The 19,342-nt window shown below is 62.6% G+C and carries 19 protein-coding genes and 1 riboswitch; of the genes, 14 read left to right on the plus strand and 5 right to left on the minus strand.

All coding sequences use genetic code 11. The annotated features are described in order from the left end of the window. Window positions 1-14 precede the first annotated feature (14 nt). From KQI12_RS03780 to cobI, 14 genes are all read left to right on the plus strand, one after another. Window positions 15-2,066 (plus strand): HAMP domain-containing sensor histidine kinase, encoded by a 2,052-nt coding sequence (locus tag KQI12_RS03780; RefSeq protein ID WP_216570698.1) that lies wholly within the window; start codon window positions 15-17, stop codon window positions 2,064-2,066. An 82-nt stretch (window positions 2,067-2,148) separates the two neighbouring features. After that, window positions 2,149-2,331: riboswitch (cobalamin riboswitch) on the plus strand. Between the two features lie 104 nt (window positions 2,332-2,435). Continuing rightward, window positions 2,436-3,599 (plus strand): cobalt-precorrin-5B (C(1))-methyltransferase CbiD, encoded by a 1,164-nt coding sequence (gene cbiD, locus KQI12_RS03785; protein ID WP_216570700.1) that lies wholly within the window; start codon window positions 2,436-2,438, stop codon window positions 3,597-3,599. Beyond that, complete coding sequence (cobM, locus tag KQI12_RS03790; RefSeq protein ID WP_216570702.1) at window positions 3,596-4,354, plus strand: precorrin-4 C(11)-methyltransferase; 759 nt, start codon at window positions 3,596-3,598, stop codon at window positions 4,352-4,354. Before cbiD ends, cobM begins: the two co-directional genes overlap by 4 nt. Further along, a complete protein-coding gene (locus KQI12_RS03795) occupies window positions 4,351-5,403 on the plus strand; it encodes a cobalt-precorrin 5A hydrolase (protein WP_216570704.1) in 1,053 nt (350 codons plus the stop codon). Before cobM ends, KQI12_RS03795 begins: the two co-directional genes overlap by 4 nt. Continuing rightward, window positions 5,394-6,128, plus strand: coding sequence for a precorrin-3B C(17)-methyltransferase (cobJ, locus tag KQI12_RS03800; protein WP_216570707.1), 735 nt, complete (start codon window positions 5,394-5,396; stop codon window positions 6,126-6,128). Before KQI12_RS03795 ends, cobJ begins: the two co-directional genes overlap by 10 nt. A 1-nt stretch (window position 6,129) precedes the next feature. After that, window positions 6,130-6,882: a precorrin-6A reductase gene (cobK, locus tag KQI12_RS03805; RefSeq protein WP_216570709.1), complete on the plus strand. Its 753-nt coding sequence runs from the start codon at window positions 6,130-6,132 to the stop codon at window positions 6,880-6,882. Further along, a complete protein-coding gene (gene cbiE, locus KQI12_RS03810) occupies window positions 6,879-8,087 on the plus strand; it encodes a precorrin-6y C5,15-methyltransferase (decarboxylating) subunit CbiE (protein ID WP_216570711.1) in 1,209 nt (402 codons plus the stop codon). The genes cobK and cbiE overlap by 4 nt, the downstream gene beginning before the upstream one ends. Further along, window positions 8,084-9,457: a cobyrinate a,c-diamide synthase gene (locus tag KQI12_RS03815; RefSeq protein WP_216570712.1), complete on the plus strand. Its 1,374-nt coding sequence runs from the start codon at window positions 8,084-8,086 to the stop codon at window positions 9,455-9,457. The genes cbiE and KQI12_RS03815 overlap by 4 nt, the downstream gene beginning before the upstream one ends. A gap of 23 nt (window positions 9,458-9,480) precedes the next feature. Then, window positions 9,481-10,542: a nicotinate-nucleotide--dimethylbenzimidazole phosphoribosyltransferase gene (gene cobT / locus KQI12_RS03820; RefSeq protein WP_216570714.1), complete on the plus strand. Its 1,062-nt coding sequence runs from the start codon at window positions 9,481-9,483 to the stop codon at window positions 10,540-10,542. Then, the gene (gene cbiB, locus KQI12_RS03825) at window positions 10,539-11,525 is read left to right on the plus strand and encodes an adenosylcobinamide-phosphate synthase CbiB (protein WP_216570716.1); all 987 of its coding nucleotides are present in this window, start codon (window positions 10,539-10,541) and stop codon (window positions 11,523-11,525) included. The genes cobT and cbiB overlap by 4 nt, the downstream gene beginning before the upstream one ends. 42 nt (window positions 11,526-11,567) lie before the next feature. Further along, complete coding sequence (locus KQI12_RS03830; protein WP_216570717.1) at window positions 11,568-12,614, plus strand: histidinol-phosphate transaminase; 1,047 nt, start codon at window positions 11,568-11,570, stop codon at window positions 12,612-12,614. Beyond that, a complete protein-coding gene (locus tag KQI12_RS03835) occupies window positions 12,614-14,128 on the plus strand; it encodes a cobyric acid synthase (protein WP_216570718.1) in 1,515 nt (504 codons plus the stop codon). Before KQI12_RS03830 ends, KQI12_RS03835 begins: the two co-directional genes overlap by 1 nt. Beyond that, window positions 14,125-14,772: a precorrin-8X methylmutase gene (locus KQI12_RS03840; RefSeq protein ID WP_216570719.1), complete on the plus strand. Its 648-nt coding sequence runs from the start codon at window positions 14,125-14,127 to the stop codon at window positions 14,770-14,772. Before KQI12_RS03835 ends, KQI12_RS03840 begins: the two co-directional genes overlap by 4 nt. Before the next feature lie 13 nt (window positions 14,773-14,785). Continuing rightward, window positions 14,786-15,481, plus strand: coding sequence for a precorrin-2 C(20)-methyltransferase (cobI, locus tag KQI12_RS03845; RefSeq protein ID WP_216570720.1), 696 nt, complete (start codon window positions 14,786-14,788; stop codon window positions 15,479-15,481). 68 nt (window positions 15,482-15,549) lie between these two features. Here cobI and KQI12_RS03850 read toward each other — a convergent pair whose 3' ends face one another. The 5 genes from KQI12_RS03850 to KQI12_RS03865 all read right to left on the minus strand — a co-directional run bounded on the left by KQI12_RS03850 (window position 15,550) and on the right by KQI12_RS03865 (window position 19,123). Next, on the minus strand, window positions 15,550-16,083 hold the full coding sequence (locus KQI12_RS03850; protein ID WP_216570722.1) for a nitroreductase family protein: 534 nt from the start codon (window positions 16,081-16,083) through the stop codon (window positions 15,550-15,552). Window positions 16,084-16,143: 60 nt separating this feature from the next. Beyond that, a complete protein-coding gene (locus tag KQI12_RS03855) occupies window positions 16,144-16,917 on the minus strand; it encodes a GNAT family N-acetyltransferase (RefSeq protein WP_216571442.1) in 774 nt (257 codons plus the stop codon). A gap of 7 nt (window positions 16,918-16,924) precedes the next feature. Then, a complete protein-coding gene (locus KQI12_RS12430; RefSeq protein ID WP_253290790.1) occupies window positions 16,925-17,200 on the minus strand; it encodes a zinc ribbon domain-containing protein in 276 nt (91 codons plus the stop codon). Further along, the gene (locus KQI12_RS03860; protein ID WP_253290791.1) at window positions 17,200-18,171 is read right to left on the minus strand and encodes a YafY family protein; all 972 of its coding nucleotides are present in this window, start codon (window positions 18,169-18,171) and stop codon (window positions 17,200-17,202) included. Before KQI12_RS03860 ends, KQI12_RS12430 begins: the two co-directional genes overlap by 1 nt. Window positions 18,172-18,295: 124 nt before the next feature. Beyond that, window positions 18,296-19,123: a DegV family protein gene (locus KQI12_RS03865; protein WP_253290792.1), complete on the minus strand. Its 828-nt coding sequence runs from the start codon at window positions 19,121-19,123 to the stop codon at window positions 18,296-18,298. Window positions 19,124-19,342: the final 219 nt, after the last annotated feature.

Below are 19,342 nucleotides of genomic sequence, written 5' to 3' on the forward strand. Positions count from 1 at the left end.
CGGCCGCCGCTCTGATGGCAGGGAGCGTCCTGTTGTGCGGAGGAGCCAAGGATATCGCGTGGGCGATAAAGTGCGATGAGTTCACGCTGAAAGCGGGAGACTATCAGGATGACTATCGTTTCCGCGATACGGTCTCAGACGTGCTCCAGCAGCTGCTCTGGGCCGGGGCGGGTGGAGATGTCCCGGCCTCCGGCGACTATCAGCTTCGGGGCTTCGTCTACTGCGTCACCAAGGATGGCGGCGTGGTGACTCAGAACGATGAACAGATCCAGAGCGACATCGAGAAGGGCGCAGGAGACGGGTATCAGTTCCGGCTCCACTATGCGGACGGCAAGGTCCGGCTCTGGAAGCACGAGGCGGAGGTCGATCTCTATCGGACGGCCTATTATTGGGGCACCGATGGTGACGAGTGGTATCTGCCTGGCTACCGGGATGTGGACACCTGGACCTTTTTGAGGGATTCGATCTATACCAGCGGATACGAAGAAACGACAGTGACAGAGGATGGCGACTGGGTATACACCTCGAATACGAGCAGTGAGACGCCGATGCCGGAAGAGGATGGCGCGATCCGTCGGAGCGACGTGGATGGCGTGGAGGTCTTTCTGGCCGTGCCGGCCGGAACGATCCGCAGAGACAGTACCCTGGGCCAGATCGAGTACCAGATCCATGATCAGGTCAGAAAGAACTATCAGTCCATCGCGGCGGTATCGGTCGGAGCGGTCCTCCTGCTCCTGCTGGCCTGGAAGGGACGGAGTGCGCTCCTAGAGGCTATCCGAGGTCTGCGCAGATGGATCCGTGGTCTGTGGCTGGAGTGGAAGCTAACGGCGCTCTTAGCCTCTGGAGCGTGGCTGGCGGTCTGCGGCTGGCGGTACTTAGGAAGTACCGTCATCACGGTGGCCGCGGCCGCTATCTTTGCTCTGTGTGTGCTGGACCTGCGTGAGGACAAGGAAGACCTCTGGGCCAACAGCTTCGTGCGCTGGCTGGAACGGCAGGAGCTCCCACTCCAGAAGAAGCTGTTGAAGCGTGGGGCGCTGGATCTGGCCGGAGGGCTGATCTTGGCCGCCGGTGCGGCGGTATGCGACCTCTTCCTGCTGTTCTGGATCGGCTATCGCGGCATCATCATCCTGACCTTGGTGCCGATCTCGATCGGCATCCTCGGTATCTTCCTGCTGGTACGGCTCTTCGCCGCCTGGCGGGAGCAAAAAGCTCTGGCCGCCAATCTGGGGAAGCTCCAGAGCGGAGTGGAGGCTATGGCGGCCGGCCATTATGACGCGGACTGGACCGCTCTGGCCGACAGCGACCTGCGGGGTATGGCTGCCGGACTGAGCCGGGTCCAGGACGGGATCCAGACGGCCGTGGAGGAACGGACCCGAAGCGAGCGGATGAAGATCGAACTGGTGGCCAATGTCTCCCACGACCTCAAGACACCATTGACCTCTATCCTCAGCTATGCGGACCTGCTGGCCCGGGAAGAGGATCTGCCCGACCATGTGCGGGACTATGTGACCATCCTGAACGCCAAGGCTCAGCGGCTCAAGACGATGGTGCAGGAGGTGTTCGAGGTCAGCAAGGCCGCCTCCGGCGATCTGGAGCTCCACTGGGAGGAACTGGATCTTGGCAAGCTCCTGCGGCAGACGCTGGCCGACCAGCAGGAGGCCATCGATGCCAGCGGGCTCCGTTTCAAGACGACCATCCCGGTGGATCCGGTGCCGGTGCGGGGCGATGGAGACCGGCTCTACCGGGTGTTCCAGAATCTGATCCAGAACGTCCTGCGCTACGCACTGGAGGATTCCCGGGTCTATCTCACACTAGAGGTAGAGGGGGACACGGCCAGGGTGCTGGTCCAAAACATCTCCAAAGAGGAACTCCCGCGGGACAAGGACTTCACTGCCCGGTTCGTCCGGGGAGACGAGAGCCGGACGGACGGGGGGAGCGGCCTTGGCCTGGCGATCGCCAAGAGCTTCACGGAGGCTTGCGGCGGACAGCTCCAGGTCCGAACGGATGCGGACCTCTTCACGGCGGAGGTGCGGCTCTCGGTAAGCCCCAGTGATGCTAAGACGTGATCCAAACGGAGGCGGGACCGGATATACTGTCCGGTCCCGCCTTTTTCTTTACAGACGCCCCGATGATCGGTATAATAAGGAACATCGAATAAGGTCCAGGGGCGCGGCGTCTGCCGCAAAAAAGGGAAGCCGGGGAGGTTCCGGCGCAGTCTTACCTCTGCTGTGAACGTGGACGAAGGCGTCAGTATCCATTGGCCTGTGCCGAGAAGGGATGCCGGAGGAGGAAGCGTGAGCCAGAACACCTGCCCCTTGGATGGATCGAACGTCGCTCTGAGGTGGAGAGCGCCGTCGTTCTCCTATACGGAAAACACGGCCTGCCCAGATGAGGGGCGGGCCGTTCCTATCTATGTCCAAAAGGAGGGAGAAGGATTGGCGAAGTTGGAGCACTATATCCCTGTGGGGCGGGGCCGCCTGCGCTGTGGGTATACGACCGGCACCTGTGCCGCTGCCGCCGCCCGGGGTGCCGCTGAGGCGCTCCTCACTGGACAGCGGCCTGCGGCGGTCCAGATCGACACGCCGGCCGGGATCCCGGTGACGGCAGAGCTTGTGGACTGGTCCTCCGGCCCCGGGTGGGCCATGTGTGCGGTACAGAAGGACGGCGGGGACGACCCGGACGTAACGGATGGCACGAGGATATATGTGAAGGTATCTCACATTACAGGTACTGATATCATCATAGACGGCGGGGAAGGCGTGGGCCGTGTGACCCGCCCCGGACTGGACCAGCCGCCTGGTGCGGCGGCGATCAACTCGACGCCCCGCCGGATGATCCTGGAACAGTTGGGAGTAGCCCGAAAGAGCGCCAGAATGGATGGGGGATTGAAGGCGGTCGTCTCCGTGCCGGAGGGCGCACGGCTGGCGAAAGGGACGTTCAATCCCCGACTCGGGATCCAAGGCGGCATCTCAATCCTGGGGACCAGCGGCATCGTCCGGCCCATGAGCGAGACGGCGCTGATCGATTCCATCCTCCTGTCACTGGATATGGCCAAGGCCGCCGGAACGACGGACCTGTTGGTGACGCCGGGGAACTACGGTGAGGACTATGCCTGGGATCAGCTGTGGCTGGACGTGAGCGGCTCCATCGCATGCAGCAACTATCTGGGAGCAGCCATCGATCATGCGGTGGGGCTGGGCTTCCAGAGTTTCCTGCTGGTGGGCCATTTGGGCAAACTGGTGAAGGTGGCGGCGGGGGCCATGAACACCCATTCCAAGATGACAGATGGCAGGCGAGAGACCTTGACAGCCCATGCGGCGCTATGTGGAGCGGACCTTCCGCTCCTGCGGGGCGTGTTCGAGGCCGCCACGACGGACGGCGCGCTGGAGCTGCTGGGACCCGCTGGGCTGCTGGAGCCGACGATGACCTCTCTGACGACGGCCCTCTATGAAAATCTCCGGCACCGGGCTGGGGAGACCTTGGATATCCAGGCGGTGGTGTTCTCAGAGCGGTTCGGCCTGTTAGGCCAGACTCCGGGCGCCGCCGCTCTGCTGGAGCGTCATCGGCGCAGAACAGGAACGGAAGGAGAAGGGACATGATCCATTTCATCGGTGCGGGGCCGGGAGCCCCCGACCTGATCACACTGCGGGGCGCGAAGCTCCTGGGGGAGACAGACGTCATCATCTACGCCGGGAGTTTGGTGAACCCAGCTCTGCTGGACCGCCGAAAAGACGGATGTCAGGTCTATGACAGCGCCTCGATGACGCTGGAAGAGGTCCTGGGCGTCATGGAGACAGCGGAGGCAGAGGGAAAGGATACCGTCCGGCTCCACACCGGTGACCCATCTCTCTATGGCGCGATCCGGGAGCAGATGGACGCGCTGGATGCAAAGGGCATCCCCTATGATGTGACGCCCGGTGTCTCCTCCTTCTCCGGAGCGGCGGCGGCCCTCCGGGCGGAGTATACCCTCCCGGACGTGTCCCAGAGCGTGATCATCACCCGTATGGCGGGGCGCACACCGGTGCCAGAGGGAGAGGGATTGCGCAAGCTGGCCTCCCATGGCTGTACGATGGTACTGTTCCTCTCTACCGGTCTGCTGGATCAGGTGGAGCGGGAGCTGATGACCGGCGGCTATGCCCCGGAGACTCCGGCGGCCATCGTCTATAAGGCCACCTGGCCAGAGGAAAAGGTGTTCCGCTGTACGGTGTCTACGCTGGCAGAGACCGCCCGGCGAGAACATATCACCAAGACGGCCCTCATCACGGTAGGCGGCTTCCTTGGAACGGACTATGACCGCTCCAAGCTCTATGACCCCGCTTTCACACACGGATGCCGCAAGGGGAGCGAGCCATGAGGCTGGCCCTGACCGCCTTCACGAAACAGGGGTGCGCTCTGGCAGACCGACTGGCAGAGGCCCTGACTAGAGAGGGAGACCTCGTCGTTCGTGCGGCTCCAAACCGTATAGCAAAGATGCTTTACAGCGATTGGCACGACTATGAAAGCTTGGCCAGCTGGACCGGGGAACGATTTCGAGACTGCGATGGGCTCCTTTTCGTGGGGGCCTGCGGGATCGCGGTACGGGCCATCGCCCCCTATGTACGGGACAAGTTCCAGGACCCGGCTGTGGTCAGTGTAGATGAGGCCGGACACTGGGCCGTACCGCTCCTATCCGGCCATGTGGGCGGCGCTAACGCACTGGCGGAACGGGTGGCCCGGCATACAGGCGGCATCGCCGCGGTCTCCACTGCCACGGATGTAGAGGGACGCTTCGCGGTCGACCGCTGGTCTAACTGTAAAGGATTATGGTTTGACGGAAGAACTGAGGCAAAACAGGTCTCCGCAACGCTCTTGTCTGGTGCGAGAGTAGGACTGACAAGTATATGCCCTATACATGGAAATTTGCCGGATGGAGTGCGGTACGGACCGGCAGAGGTGGGCATCGCAGTAACATTGGACCCAGAGGCGGCGCCGTTCCCGACGACGCTTCGGCTGATCCCGCCCGTGCTCAGGATCGGCATCGGGTGCCGCAGAGGGACTCCGGCGGAGACGATCCGGCGGCGGGTGGAGCAGGTCCTGACGGAACACCATCTCTCCCGGCATGGGGTCGCCCAAGTCGGGACGATCGATCTAAAAAAGGATGAGCCGGGACTTTTGGCGTTTTGCCGGATGTGGGACCTCCCGCTGACAGTCTGGTCTGCGGAAGAGCTGGCCGCGGTAGAGGGGCGGTTCACTCCATCGGCCTTCGTGAAAGGCGTGACCGGCGTAGATAATGTATGCGAACGGGCCGCTGTCCGGACGGGCGGCGACCTGATCGTCCCCAAACAGGCCGGGGAGGGAGTCACCGTGGCGGTGGCCCGCCGTCCCTGGACGATCTCATTCGAGGAGGAGACACCATGGGCGTGACAGTGATCGGACTGGGACCGGGCGGCGGTCTGGATATGACGGGCCGGGCCCGTGCCGCATTGGAGGACTGTGACCTGATCGTGGGATATACGGCATATCTGTCCCTGCTGGATGGGATGTTTCCCGGGAAAGAGCGCCGTTCGACCGGGATGCGGAAAGAGGTGGACCGGTGCCGTATGGCGGTAGAGGAAGCGCTCCGGGGACGGGAAGTGGCGCTGGTCTGTTCCGGAGACTCTGGGGTCTATGGGATGGCGTCGCTGGTCTACGAGGTCTCTCTGGACTATCCGCCGGTGGAGATCCATGTGGTGCCGGGGATCACCGCCGCCTGCGGCGGCGCGGCGGTGCTGGGCGCGCCTCTGACTCACGATTTCGCCGTGATCTCCCTTTCGGACCTGATGACTCCATGGGAGACCATCGAGCTCCGGCTCACTATGGCGGCCCGGGCCGGGTTCGTACTGGCCCTCTATAATCCAGCCAGCCGGAGCCGCCCAGACTATCTCCGGCGGGCCTGTGAGATCCTTCTGCGGGAGCGGGCCTCGGAGACGGTGTGCGGATATGTCCGCAACATCGGCCGGGATGGGGAAGAGGCCCATACCTGTACGCTGGCGGAGCTGGGCGATGCCGCGGTGGATATGTTCACTACCGTGTTCGTGGGCAGTCCTCAGACGGTGCTGATCGGCGGGAAGATGGTCACGCCCCGGGGCTATCTCCAGCGGGGGCAGTGACATGGAGGATATCCTGCTGTTCGGCGGCACCACAGAGGGGAGGGAGCTGGCGGAATGGCTCTCGGACCGGGGCTGTCCAGTGACCGTATGTGTGGCCACCGACTACGGAGCATCGCTCCTGCCGGCGGGATGTCCGGGCCTGACGGTCCACACAGGCCGGCTGGATGAGGCGGCCATGGAGGCGATGATGGCCTCCCGTCCGTTCCGGTGCATCATCGATGCCACCCACCCGTATGCCGCGCAGGTGACGACCAATATCCGCGTCTGCTGTGAGCGGCTGGGTCTGACCTGCCATCGTCTGATCCGGGAGGAGCCGCCGGAGGGAGACTGGCTCCATGCGGACAGCGTGGCCCGGGCTGCGGAATTGCTCCGGGGCCTGTCCGGGAACGTGCTCCTGACCACCGGGAGCAAGGAGCTGATGCCCTTTGCGGCAGATGACTTGCGGGAACGGTGCTTCCCTAGGGTCCTGCCCAGCCGTGCTTCTCTGGAGGCCTGCCTGTCCTTAAGGTTCCCGCCGGCCCATATCATCGCCATGCAGGGGCCCTTCAGCCAAGAGCTGGACTGTGCCCTGATCCGGCAGTTCCAGATCAGGACTGTGGTGACGAAGGCTAGCGGCGGTGCCGGCGGTTTTTGGGAGAAGCTGGCCGCCGCCCGGGAGACGGGCTGTCAGGTCATCGTCATCGACCGGCCCCTCCGGGAGACCGGTGATACGCTGGAAGAGATCGAGTCGAAGTGGGAGCGTGGGATGCTATGAAAGTCTATCTGATCGGCGTGGGCATGGGGGGACTGGATACCCTGACAATGGAGGCCATGCGGGCCATCGAAGAGAGCCAGATCCTCGTGGGCGCGCCTCGTCTGCTGGAGCCCTGGTCCGATACGAAACGGACCGCCGCACTGATCCGTCCGGCCGAGATCGCCGCCGCCATCGGTCGGGAGGCAGAGGGACCGGTGGCCGTGCTCCTCTCCGGCGACACCGGGTTCTACAGCGGGGCCAAGGGTCTGCGGCCTCTTCTGGGGGAGCATGAGGTGCGGACCATCCCAGGGATCTCCTCGCTGTCCTATTTCTGCGCGAAGATCGGCACGGCATGGCAGGACGTGTTCCTGGTCAGCGCCCATGGCCGGGCACACAACGCGGTAGGGGAGATCCAATCCCATCGGCGGACCTTCCTCCTCACCGGCGGGCAGACCAGCGCGGCGGACATCTGTGTCCAGCTTTGTGAACGGGGGATGAAGGACGTGGAGCTCTGGGTGGGCGAGCGTCTGTCCTACCCAGAGGAGCGGATCGTCCACGGCACGGCAGAGGCGCTGGCCGGGGAGGCTTTTTCTGACTTGGCGGTCTTGCTGGCGGAGAATCCGGCTCCGGTGGAGCGGCCTATGACGGTGCCCGGATATCCGGATGGGGAGTTCCAGCGGGGACAGGTCCCCATGACGAAAGAGGAGATCCGTTCTCTGGTCCTCTCCAAGCTCCGGCCTGCCCGGGACAGTGTGATCTGGGACGTAGGCGCCGGGACCGGATCGGTCTCGGTGGAATGTGCCCTCTCAGCTCCGGCCGGCGTGGTCTATGCGGTAGAGCGGGATCCGGAGGCGCTGGAGCTGATCGGCGCCAATGCCGCGGCTCTGGGGGCTGCCAATGTGGTCCCGGTCCATGGGACAGCACCGGAGGCTTTGGAGGGCTTGGCCGCCCCGGACCGGGTGTTCATAGGAGGGAGCGGCGGTGCGCTGGAGCCGATCCTCCAGTTGGCGCGGAGCCGTACCCCATCCGTCCGGATCGCAGTGACGGCCGTGACGCTGGAGACTCTCCAGGAAGCGGTGACCGCCTTTGGCCGGCTGGGCTTCCGGGACGTAGACATCGTACAGGCTTCTATCACCCGCACCCGTTCGGCAGGGAGATACCATATGATGGACGCTCAGAACCCGGTCTGGATCATCAGCGGGACCGGCATGGAGACGGCCCCATGAGCCGGAGCGTGCCCCGCCTGCTGTTCACCGCCCCCGCCAGCGGCAGCGGCAAGACGACTGTGGCCTGTGCGGTCCTCCAGGCACTGGTCCGCCGGGGGATGCGGCCGGTGGCCTTCAAATCCGGGCCGGACTATATCGACCCTATGTTCCACACGGCCGCTATCGGGGTCCCATCCCGGAACCTGGATCTTTTTCTCATGGGAGAGGCAGCAGTGCGGCGCTCTCTGCTGGAGAACAGCTCCGAGCAGGATGTAGCCATCTTGGAGGGGGCCATGGGATACTATGACGGGATCGCTCTATCCAGTCAGGCCAGCGCCTGGGATCTGGCCTGCCGCACTAGGACTCCAGCGGTCCTGGTGGTCGACGGCAGAGGAGCGGCCCGGTCTCTTGCCGCGCTGGTGAAGGGCTTCCAGGCACTGGAGCCGGAGCATATGCTTCGGGGCGTGATCTTGGGTCGGGTGTCTGCCATGCTCTATCCCAGGCTCAAGGCGTGCATCGAGGCGGAGACGGGACTTACGGTCTACGGCTATCTCCCATCCATGCCTCAGTGCAGTCTGGAGAGCCGTCATCTGGGACTGGTGACAGCGGAGGAGATCCCCACGCTCCGGGAGAAGCTGTCTGCACTGGCAGAGCAGGCGGAGCGGAGCCTGGATCTGGACGGTCTACTCCGTCTGGCCTGGTCGGCGGAGCCGCTGACAGAAGAGGCCGCTCCACAGATCGCGGCCGATACAGAGAAGAGACGACCGGTGATCGGCGTGGCCCGGGACGAGGCGTTCTGCTTCTACTATGCTGACGCTCTGCGGTTTCTGGAAGAACTGGGGGCCGAGCTGGCCTTTTTTTCTCCCATGCGGGACGAGGCTCTGCCGGAGCAGTGCTCCGGACTCTATCTGGGCGGCGGCTATCCGGAGCTCCACGGGGCGGCATTGACCCAAAATATCTCCATGCGCCGGACGATCCGGTCGGCTCTCCAGAGTGGGATGCCCACCGTGGCGGAGTGCGGAGGGTTCCTCTATCTCCATGAGATCCTGACCGACGGAGAAGGGATGGACCAGCCTATGGCGGGGGCCATCCCGGCTCGGGCCTGGGATAGCGGAAAACTAGGCCGGTTCGGCTATATGGAGCTGACGGCCCGTCTCTCCGGCCTCCTCTGTGAGACGGGGGAGACGCTCACTGCCCATGAATTCCATTACTGGGAGAGCAGTGCCCCTGGGACTGCGTTCCACGCTCAGAAGCCGTTGAGCGGCCGGGGCTGGGACTGTGCATGGCATACACCGACCATGTATGCCGGGTTCCCACACTTCCATTTCTGCGGCTGTCCCAAGGCAGCGGCGCGGTTCGTGACCGCCTGCGCCCGCTATCGGACTATATGAGAAGAACAGGAGAGAGGATCGCTATGGAACTCCTAGAAAGAACGATCAGCCGGATCGTCCCGGCCGACCACCGAGCGGAACGACTGGCCCAGAGCCGCTGGGATTCGATCGCGAAGCCGCTCCACAGCCTTGGGCTGTTGGAAGATGCTGTGGTCCGGATCGCCGGCATGACCGGGAGTCCGAACATCGATCTGAGTCATCGGGCGATCGTAGTCATGTGTGCCGACCACGGCGTAGTGGCTCAGGGCGTGACTCAGACCGGGCAGGAGGTCACGGCCATCGTCACAGAGAATATGTCGAAAGGGGACACCAGTGTCTGCTGTATGGCTCGGACGGCTCATGCGGATCTGGTCCCGGTGGACATCGGAGTAGCGAGGCCGGTGACGGGAGAGCGCATCCTCCAGAGGAACCTGATGCGGGGGACCCATGATATGACTAAGGGGGCCGCTATGGACCGGGCGGTCTGTATCGAGGCCATCGAGACTGGGATCCGGACTGCTGTCGATCTGTGTACCTCCGGCGTGTCCCTGCTGGGGACCGGCGAGATGGGTATCGGCAACACTACGGCGGCCTCCGCAGTCACGGCGGTCCTGCTGGGACTGGACCCGGAGGAGGTCACTGGCCGGGGGGCTGGGCTCTCTAGCGAAGGTCTGGTCCGGAAGGTCGCCGCCATCCGGACAGCACTGTCCGTGAACGCTCCGGACCCGCAGGACCCGCTCGATGTGCTCTCCAAAGTAGGAGGGCTGGATCTGGCTGGCTTGGCCGGTGTGTTCCTGGGAGCCGCCGTCTGCCGGACGCCGGTACTGGTGGACGGCTTCATCTCTGCGGCGGCGGCTCTTTGCGCCGTTCGGCTTTGCCCCGCGGCGAAAGATCATCTGCTGGCCAGCCACGTCTCGGCAGAGCCGGCTGGACAGCGCCTGCTGGACGAGCTGGGACTCGTCCCGTTCCTCCGGGCCGGGATGTGTCTGGGTGAGGGGACCGGTGCGGCGGCTGTGATGCCCCTGCTGGACATGGCCCTCTCGGTCTACCGGGAGATGGCGACCTTTGACGAGATCGAGGTGGAGGCTTATCAGCCGCTGACATGATACACACGTTTTATACACAAAATTTGACCGCGCTCCTGCTGGGCTTCTGTCTGGACCTCTTGTTGGGAGATCCCCACTGGGCTCCACATCCGGTCCGGGCCATGGGGAGCCTGATCAGTCTGCTGGAAGGGCCGCTCCGGCGCATCTTCCCCTGTTCCAAGTGGGGCGAACTGCTGGCCGGCGGTGTGCTGGTGGTGTTGACGGCGGGCCTGTCCACTGGGATGGCCTGGCTGATCCTGAGCCTGTGTGGCCGCATTCATCCCGGACTGGCATTCGCCGGGAAGGTCCTGCTGTGCTATCAGCTTCTGGCCGCCAAGTCCCTGCGGGATGAGAGCATGGCGGTCTATAAGGCGCTCAAGGCAGAGGATTTGCCCGCTGCCCGGAAGGCGGTCTCCATGATCGTGGGCCGGGACACCGATGTGCTGGATGAGACAGGTGTGGCTAAGGCGGCCGTGGAGACCGTAGCGGAGAACACCTCCGACGGCGTCATCGCTCCGCTGTTCTATATGGCCTTGGGGGGTCCGCTGGCCGGTGTGGCTTATAAGGCGGTGAATACCATGGATTCCATGGTGGGCTATAAGAACGACCGATACCTCTATTTTGGCCGGGCCGCCGCCCGGCTGGACGATCTGGTGAACTTCATCCCTGCCCGGCTGGCTGGAGCCGTCATGTGTCTTGCCGCCGTCCTCACCGGCTTCGATGGTCGAGAAGCTCTGAGGATCTTCCGGAGGGACCGGCTCAGGCACAAGTCCCCCAACTCCGCCCACACTGAGGCGGCCTGTGCCGGTGCGCTCCGGGTAGAACTGGCCGGTCCCAGCTATTACTTCGGGAAGCTGGTGGAGAAACCCACTCTGGGCGACCCGATCCATCCGGTGGAGCCGCTGGACATCGTCCGGGCGGACCGGCTCATGTATGGGACAGCATTCCTGTCTCTGGTCCTGTTCTGCGGGATCCCACTTTTGGCGCTCCTGTTCCCATTTTGACCGGAGAGCAGCCCCATCCTGTTCGATCGAAGGAGGCTATCCATGCAGACATATACCCATGGCGGAGATATCTATCATCTGCCTCAGCCGGTGCTGGACTTTTCCGCCAATCAGTCTCCGCTGGGGATGCCGCCTGCCGTGGCAGACGCCGCCCGGGCGGCCGTGGCGGAGGCGGACCACTATCCGGACAGCCTGTGCCGGGATCTGCGGACCGCGATCGGCCGCTTGGACGGTGTTCTGCCGGAGCAGGTCTGTTGTGGGAACGGCGCCGCCGATGTGCTGTTCCGGCTGGCGGCGGCTCTGCGCCCCAAGCAGGCACTGATCACCGCTCCGGCCTTCTCGGAATATGAGGACGCGGTCCGGGGGGCAGGTGGGACGGTCCGGCGGCACCGGCTGGATCCGGCCAATGACTTCGATGTGGACCGTACGATCCTGATAGACTTGGTGCCGCCGGTGGATCTGCTCATCCTTTGTACCCCGAACAATCCTACCGGCCGGCTGATCGGGGAGCCCCTCCTGCGGGAGATCCTGACCCGATGCCGGGCGGCGGCCATCCGTCCGGTGATCGACGAGTGCTTCCTGCGGCTGTCTGACCGATCTGGGTCCGGGCTGGCTCCTTGGCTGGAAGAGTTCCCGGAGTTGGTGCTCATGCGAGCCTTCACCAAGAGCCATGCCATGCCCGGTCTGCGGCTTGGCTACTGCCTCACGGCGGATCCTGCCTTGCCGGACATGCTCTATCGGGCGGGACAGCCCTGGAACGTCTCTGCCGTAGCACAGGCAGCGGGCATCGCGGCCTGCGGCTGTCCGGAGTGGCCGGAGCGGACCATGGAGCTGGTCCGCCCGGAGCGGGACCGGCTGACCGCCGTGATCCGCAGTTTGGGCGGGATCGTCTGGGAAAGCGCTGCCAATTATCTGCTCTTTCGAGTCCCCGGTCGGACAGACCTGAAGGAGCGTCTGCTGGAGCATGGCATCCTGATCCGTTCCTGTGCCAACTATCATGGGCTGGGACCTGACTACTACCGGACTGCTGTCCGGCGCCCGGAGGAGAACGACCGGCTTTTGACTGCGATAGAAGAGGTGTTTTCGTGATGGCAAGACGTATCATGGTACAGGGGACGACCTCCAATGCGGGGAAGAGCTTCCTGTGTGCCGCTCTCTGCCGGATCTTCCGTCAGGATGGCTGGAGCGTGGCGCCCTTCAAGTCCCAGAACATGGCGCTGAACTCCTTCATCACGGAGGAAGGCTTGGAGATGGGCCGCGCTCAGGTCATGCAGGCGGAAGCGGCGGGCATCCCGCCGTCCGTACGGATGAACCCGATCCTGCTCAAGCCCATGAGCGACGTGGGGTCCCAGGTCATCGTCAACGGTGTGCCCAGAGGGAATATGCCTGCCCGGGAGTACTTCGCCTATAAGAAACAGCTCATCCCGGATATCCTGGAGGCCTATGGAAGTTTGGCCGAAGAACATGACATCATCGTCATCGAGGGGGCGGGGAGCCCCGCGGAGATCAATTTGAAGGCTGATGACATCGTGAACATGGGACTGGCCAAACTGGTAGATGCCCCGGTCCTCCTGTGCGGCGATATCGACCGGGGCGGTGTGTTCGCCTCCCTGTACGGGACCGCGGCCCTTCTGGACCCGGAAGAGCGGTCCCTACTCCGCGGCTTCGTGATCAACAAGTTCCGTGGAGATGCGGAGATCCTGCGGCCCGGCCTCTCCATGCTGGAGGACCTGACCCATATCCCGACGGTGGGCGTCGTGCCCATGATCGATGTAGATCTGGATGACGAGGACTCTCTCTCATCCCGTCTGGATCGGCGGGAAACGGTGGGACTCATCGACATCGCCGTGATCCGTCTGCCCAAGCTGTCCAACTTCACTGATTTCAACCCGTTGGAGCGTCTGCCGGAGGTATCTCTCCGGTATGTATCCTCGCCCCGGGAGCTGAAGACTCCGGACCTCATCATCCTGCCTGGGACCAAGAACACCCTGGCTGATCTGCGGTGGCTCCGCCAATGCGGACTGGAGAGCGCGATCCGGAAATACGCGGACCGCGGCGGTGCTGTGGTGGGGATCTGCGGCGGCTACCAGATGCTGGGCGAGTCGATCTCTGACCCGGACGGCGTGGAGGGCGGCGGTACGCTGGCTGGCCTGGGCCTCCTGCCCGGACACACCGTGTTCCGGGGAGAGAAGACCCGGACCCGGGTAGAGGGACAGTTCCATTGCCTCGACGGCCTGTTTGCCGGGATGGACGGGGTGTCTTTTGGGGGCTATGAGATCCATATGGGAGAGACGACGCCCACAGGCGGCAGCAGCGCAGTGTCTTGCGGGACTCTGAGGAGCCTGGACGGTATCGAGAAGGAGGACGGCATGATCTGCGGGAACGTATGGGGCAGCTATGTCCATGGGATCTTCGACCGGGGCACCTGCGCCTCCGCTCTGGTGAACTGTCTCCGTCGGGCCAAGGGCCTGGAGGATCGGTCTGCTGTCCTGGACTGGGCGGACTATCAGGAGCGGCAGTATGATATCCTGGCTGACGCGGTACGGGGCGCACTGGATATGGAGCGCATCTATCAGATCATGGATCGGGAGGACACGATATGAGAGAGTTCCATCTGGAACGGGTGGCCCCGGCGGACATCGAGGTCAGGAGCATGGAGATCATCACACAGGAGCTGGGAGACCGGACGTTCCCACCGGACCAGCTCCCGATCGTCAAGCGATGCATCCATACCAGCGCAGACTTCGACTATGCAGATAACCTGATATTCTCACCAGCGGCGGTCTCCAAGGGGATCGCCGCTCTGCGGGCGGGCTGTACCATCGTCACAGATACCCAGATGGCCCGCTCTGGCATCAACAAGCGGGTCTTGTCCAGCTTTGGTGGCGAGGCAGTCTGTTTCATGTCCGATACTGACGTGGCCGCGGAGGCGAGAGAACGAGGCGAGACCAGGGCCGTGGTCTCTATGGAACGGGCTGCGGCCCTGACGGGCCCTGTGATCCTGGCGCTGGGCAATGCACCCACGGCCCTGATCCGGGCTTGTCAGCTCATGGACGAGGGGAAACTCCGGCCGGAGTTGGTCATCGGCGTACCAGTGGGCTTCGTGAACGTGGTAGAATCGAAAGAGCTCCTGCTGAGCATGGATGTGGACTATATCGCAGCGCGTGGCCGAAAGGGCGGGAGCAATATCGCCGCCGCGATCTGCAATGCGCTGCTGTACATGGCCTCCGGTGGACGCCGGGAATGAGGGGGCAGACACGATGGAACGAGGAAAGTTGTACGGTGTGGGCGTCGGACCCGGAGATCCGGAACTGCTGACACGGAAGGCGATACGGATCATCCGGGAGGCAGATGTGGTGGCCTTGCCAGACCGGGGCGGCGGCGGACAGACCGCCCGTGCCATCGTCCAGGACTATCTGGACGGAAAGGAACTCCTGTCCTGTCCGACGCCTATGGTACGGGATCAGGAACAGCTGGAGGTCAGTTATCAGGAGAATGCGGACCGGATCTGCACCCTTCTGGAAGCGGGGAAGACGGTGGTGTTCCTGACGCTGGGAGACCCGACCATATACTCCACCTATATCTACATCCACGAGAGAGTGCTGGAACGGGGGTTCCAAACGGAGTTGGTCCCCGGTGTGCCTTCCTTTTGTGCGGCGGCGGCCCGGCTGGGCGTGAGTCTGTGTCAGGGGGAAGAGCGGCTCCTCATCGCCCCGGCCAGCCACTCGGTGGAGGACTGCGCCGGTCTGGATGCGAACCAGATCTACATGAAAGCCGGCCGGAACATGGGAGAGCTCCAGCGGGTCCTGGAGCGGCATGGGAGCCTGGGCCGGGCCATGGCGGTGTCCAACTGCGGCATGGAAGACGAGCGGGTCTGGCCTCACGCGGCGGAGATCCCACCGGAGAGCCGCTACTTCACGGTGGTGTTCGTCCCACAGAAGGAAACAGAGGAATAAAAAACGGACTGCCTCCCATCTATCGTGGGAGGCAGTCTGTTCGTTCATATGGAGATGACCGAGAGATATCAGCGGTAGGTGAGGAGCGTTTCCACATCCTTACGTTTGGGACCGGTGGGCTCCTCAGCGGGATAGCCCACTGCAATGAGGGCCATCAGCTCCTGATCCTCAGGAATCTGGAGATAGGACTCCAGCCCCTTCCGATCGAAGATGCCCATGATGACGGTGCCGAGCCCCAAGTCATGAGCGGCCAGGCAGAAGGTCTGAGCGGCGATCCCGCAGTCATAATACTGCCAGCCCGCATCCCGGTCGGTGGAGAAGGAACTATCCCGCTCGAAGCCGGAACGGCCCTTTACGAAAGTCTGGGCGATGAGCGTCTTACAGCCGCCGATGATGCGGGCATTGAACGAGGCATAGGTCTCACAGATGGTCTTGCGCATCTCAGGGTCCTCGATGGCGATATAGCGGCTGATCTGAGTATTCTTCCAGGAGGGAGCCCAGGCCGCCAGCGCGACTGCCTGTTCCAACAGCGTGCGGGGGATGGGCTCATCGGTGAATTTGCGGATGCTGCGCCGTGTCTTGATACATTCCTGAAGCTCCATAGGGCTGACCTCCATGTCCTGACATTGTGACCCTATGGTAGTCCTGCGGTTGGTAAACTGTCAAGTACGAGACGCTGGCGGACATCGGGTCAGGAGCTTCTTCACATGAGTCACATCCAGCAGGTCCACGGTTTGGAAGTCCCCCTGATAAAATACAGCCCAGTTGTTGAAGGGACAGGGGAGGGACTTGGCCTGCTCCAGACGCTCCACCGGAACGATGGTGAACGGAACACAGACTTCCTTGCAATAGGCGCGGATCTTTTCCAGAGCCGGGACGATGAAGGGACACTGGGCATCATGATAGATCGTCAGTTCCTGCTGGTCGATGGTCCCACGCTTGGCATTCGGACAGAACTGTGGAACGCTCCCATCGAAAGAGAGCGCCAGGAGTTCATAGCCGCCCACAGAGGTGTCCACACACTGGAAGCCAAATTTTTTTGCGAAGGACTGGTCGGAGAGCCATGCCTTCTGGCGCTTGGCCCCCAGCATACAGACTCCGGATCGGCCCTGCGCCTTGACATCTGCCAGACAGGACTCCATCAGAGCCCGCCCATAGCCTTTCCCGCGGTGTGGACTCAAGACCCATAGACAATAGAGATAGGACCAGCCATCGCCCTCGATCGGGACCCATGCGGTCTCCAGCGGGGCGTATTCGATGAACACGGTGGCAGAAGGGTCGTCCAGCTTGCGGAAGACGTGCCCCTCGGCCAGCCGGTCCGCAAGCCAGCGGCGTTTCGCCTCGATACCGGGATGGGACGTTCTGCGGCGAATGATACAGCACAGGTGCTCGTCGGAGATGTTCTCCGGACTCAAGTCGATGAAATGTGTGCCCAGAAAAGTGTCACCGTCCTTCGTTCTGCCATCGAAGAAGTTTGGGGAAAGTTTGAGCCATCCGGCTCCGGGCCTGGTCCGCCGACATCTCCGGGTGTGCCTGGACCATGATCGGTACACAGAAGTCGATCATCTGCTCCATGGTCATATCACCGGTGAACGTACCGTTCTGATAACAGTATTTGCAGTAATGGGGGCTTAGCGTGCCATCAGCCTCCGTCCCATGGAGGGACGGAGCGCCGATCGGCATGGCGCAGGACTGGCAAAATACGTTTTTCTCATACATCAGGAAGATGCCTCCTCTAGTCTGGATGAGGCTATCTTATCACAGTATCCCTGACAAGGACCGTCAGGTCTTGCCGCCTTTCTCGCAATGTCCAGAGCCATGGCGCATACCTTCTGCCGGACCTCCGGCGGAGACAGGACCTCGACCGATGGACCGAAGGAGAGCAGGTAGCCATAGAGCCATCGGTCCTCTGGGAAACGGATCTCTGCCAGGAAGCTCCCGTCTGGATCGATGGAGATATCGGATGGGGCGAACTCGTCGTAGACCCGGTAGGCCATGTCCGCGGTAATCCGAAGGAGCACCGGGCGAGGCGGAGAAGCACTTGGTCCGGGACCGTCGATCGGCGGAGGGGCCAGGACTCGGTCGAATACCGCATCCAGTACAGACAAGCCGAGGATACGGCTGACCTTGAACGTCCGATAGTCCTCCCTGATCAGGCACCAGCCTTGGAGGTACCAGGCCTGATCTTTGAAGACCAGCCGGGCCGGGAGGACTTCCCGCTGAGTACGTTCACCGTGGGCACTCACGTACTGGAAGGAGAGAGAACGCCGTTCCAGGATGGCGGTCCGGATCCACTGGAACTTGTCCCGGTCTGCCGTGTCGCTGCCCCAGTGGGACAGATCCACCTGGAGCCAGTCCGGAGCTTCTTTCTGAAAGAGCCCCGACAGCTTGTCCAGCGTCCCGGAGGCCTCAGCCCGTACGTCCTCCGGCAGACTTTGAAGGGCTGTGAGGAGCTGGGTCTGTTCCGCAGATGTGAAGGCGGAGCGCTCCAGAAGGCCCCGCTGGAGCAGGAATATCCCGCCATTCTTCCCTTGAACGCCGTAGACCGGGAGGCCCATGGCGGAGAGCGCGTCGATGTCCCGGTAGATGGTACGGACAGAGACCTCGAAGCGTGCCGCCAGCTCCGGCGCGGAAGTCCGGCGGTGGCTGAGAAGATAGTAGAAGATTCCAAACAGGCGGCTGGCAGACATGATATCGCTCCTCTCTCATCGTCTCCGCCAGTATAGCAGGATGGATTCAACGCGTAAAGAACAAAAAACGCCGGTATCTGCCTCATGCAGATACCGGCATCCTGGAGCGATCTGGAACGATGGATCAATAGGCCGCGATGATGCCGCCGTCATTGGCGTATACGGTGGAGATGCCGCCGGTCTCCGTGAGCAGGATATCTTTGAAACGGCAGTTCTTGAGGGCCATTTCCTTCAACATGAAGGCACGCTCCAGACAGTTGCAGTGGGTGATGCACAGAGTACGTTCCTCCTGCCGATCGGCCTTGGCCATGACCTCTGCCATCTTGGTCAGTGCCTGCTTCATAGAGAGGGCCTGACCGCGCTTGCAGATCTCGCCCTCCGGAGTAGAGCCCATCAGGAGCTTGATCCGCAGGGTCCCGGTGACGATGCTCTGGAGCCGGGTGAGGCGGCCGTTCTTCCTCAGGTTGTCCAGCGTCTCCAGGACGAACATTGTGTCCATCTGTCCGATATAGGCGGAGGTCTGCTGGACGACCGTGTGGAAATCCAGCCCGGACCGGGCCAACTCCATGATCTTCATGGCGGCCAACACCTCACCGGAAGAGGCGGAGCAGGAGTTGAAGATATGGACATTGGCCTTGGGATGCTCCTCCAGATACATGAGCCGAGCCTGTGCGGCGCTATTGTGGGAACCGGACAGAAGCGCAGACAGAGTGACCACATAGATGTCATCCGCGCCGCAGTTGAAGGCCTCCAGGTAGGCGGCAGGAGAGGGACAGGAGGTCTTAGGTGCCTCCGGGTCTTGCTTCATGGCCCAGAGGAGCTTCGATTGGTCGAAGGAGGCGTTGTCTGTGAACACCTGTTCCCCAACTTGGATCGTGAGAGGCACCTTGCAGAAATAGGGGCTGTGGGCCAGTGCCGCCGGAAGGTCGCAGCAGCTATCGACAACGATCATAAAACTCATATGAACCATCCCTTGATGTGATATTGAAAATCAAATTCGACAGACCTATTGTAGCATATATCGCGTGAAATGTAAAGCGGATCAAGCATGGACCGTCATCTGAAGTACTTTCCAGGATTGTATTGCGGTGATAGTTGTGTTAAAATGGACAGGATCAAACGAAATATCCCCTTGTCCGAGTGAACAGGGCCTGGGAGAGAAGGAGCGTGT

This window comes from Pseudoflavonifractor sp. MSJ-37 (assembly GCF_018917965.1).
Lineage (GTDB): Bacteria > Bacillota > Clostridia > Oscillospirales > Oscillospiraceae > Pseudoflavonifractor_A.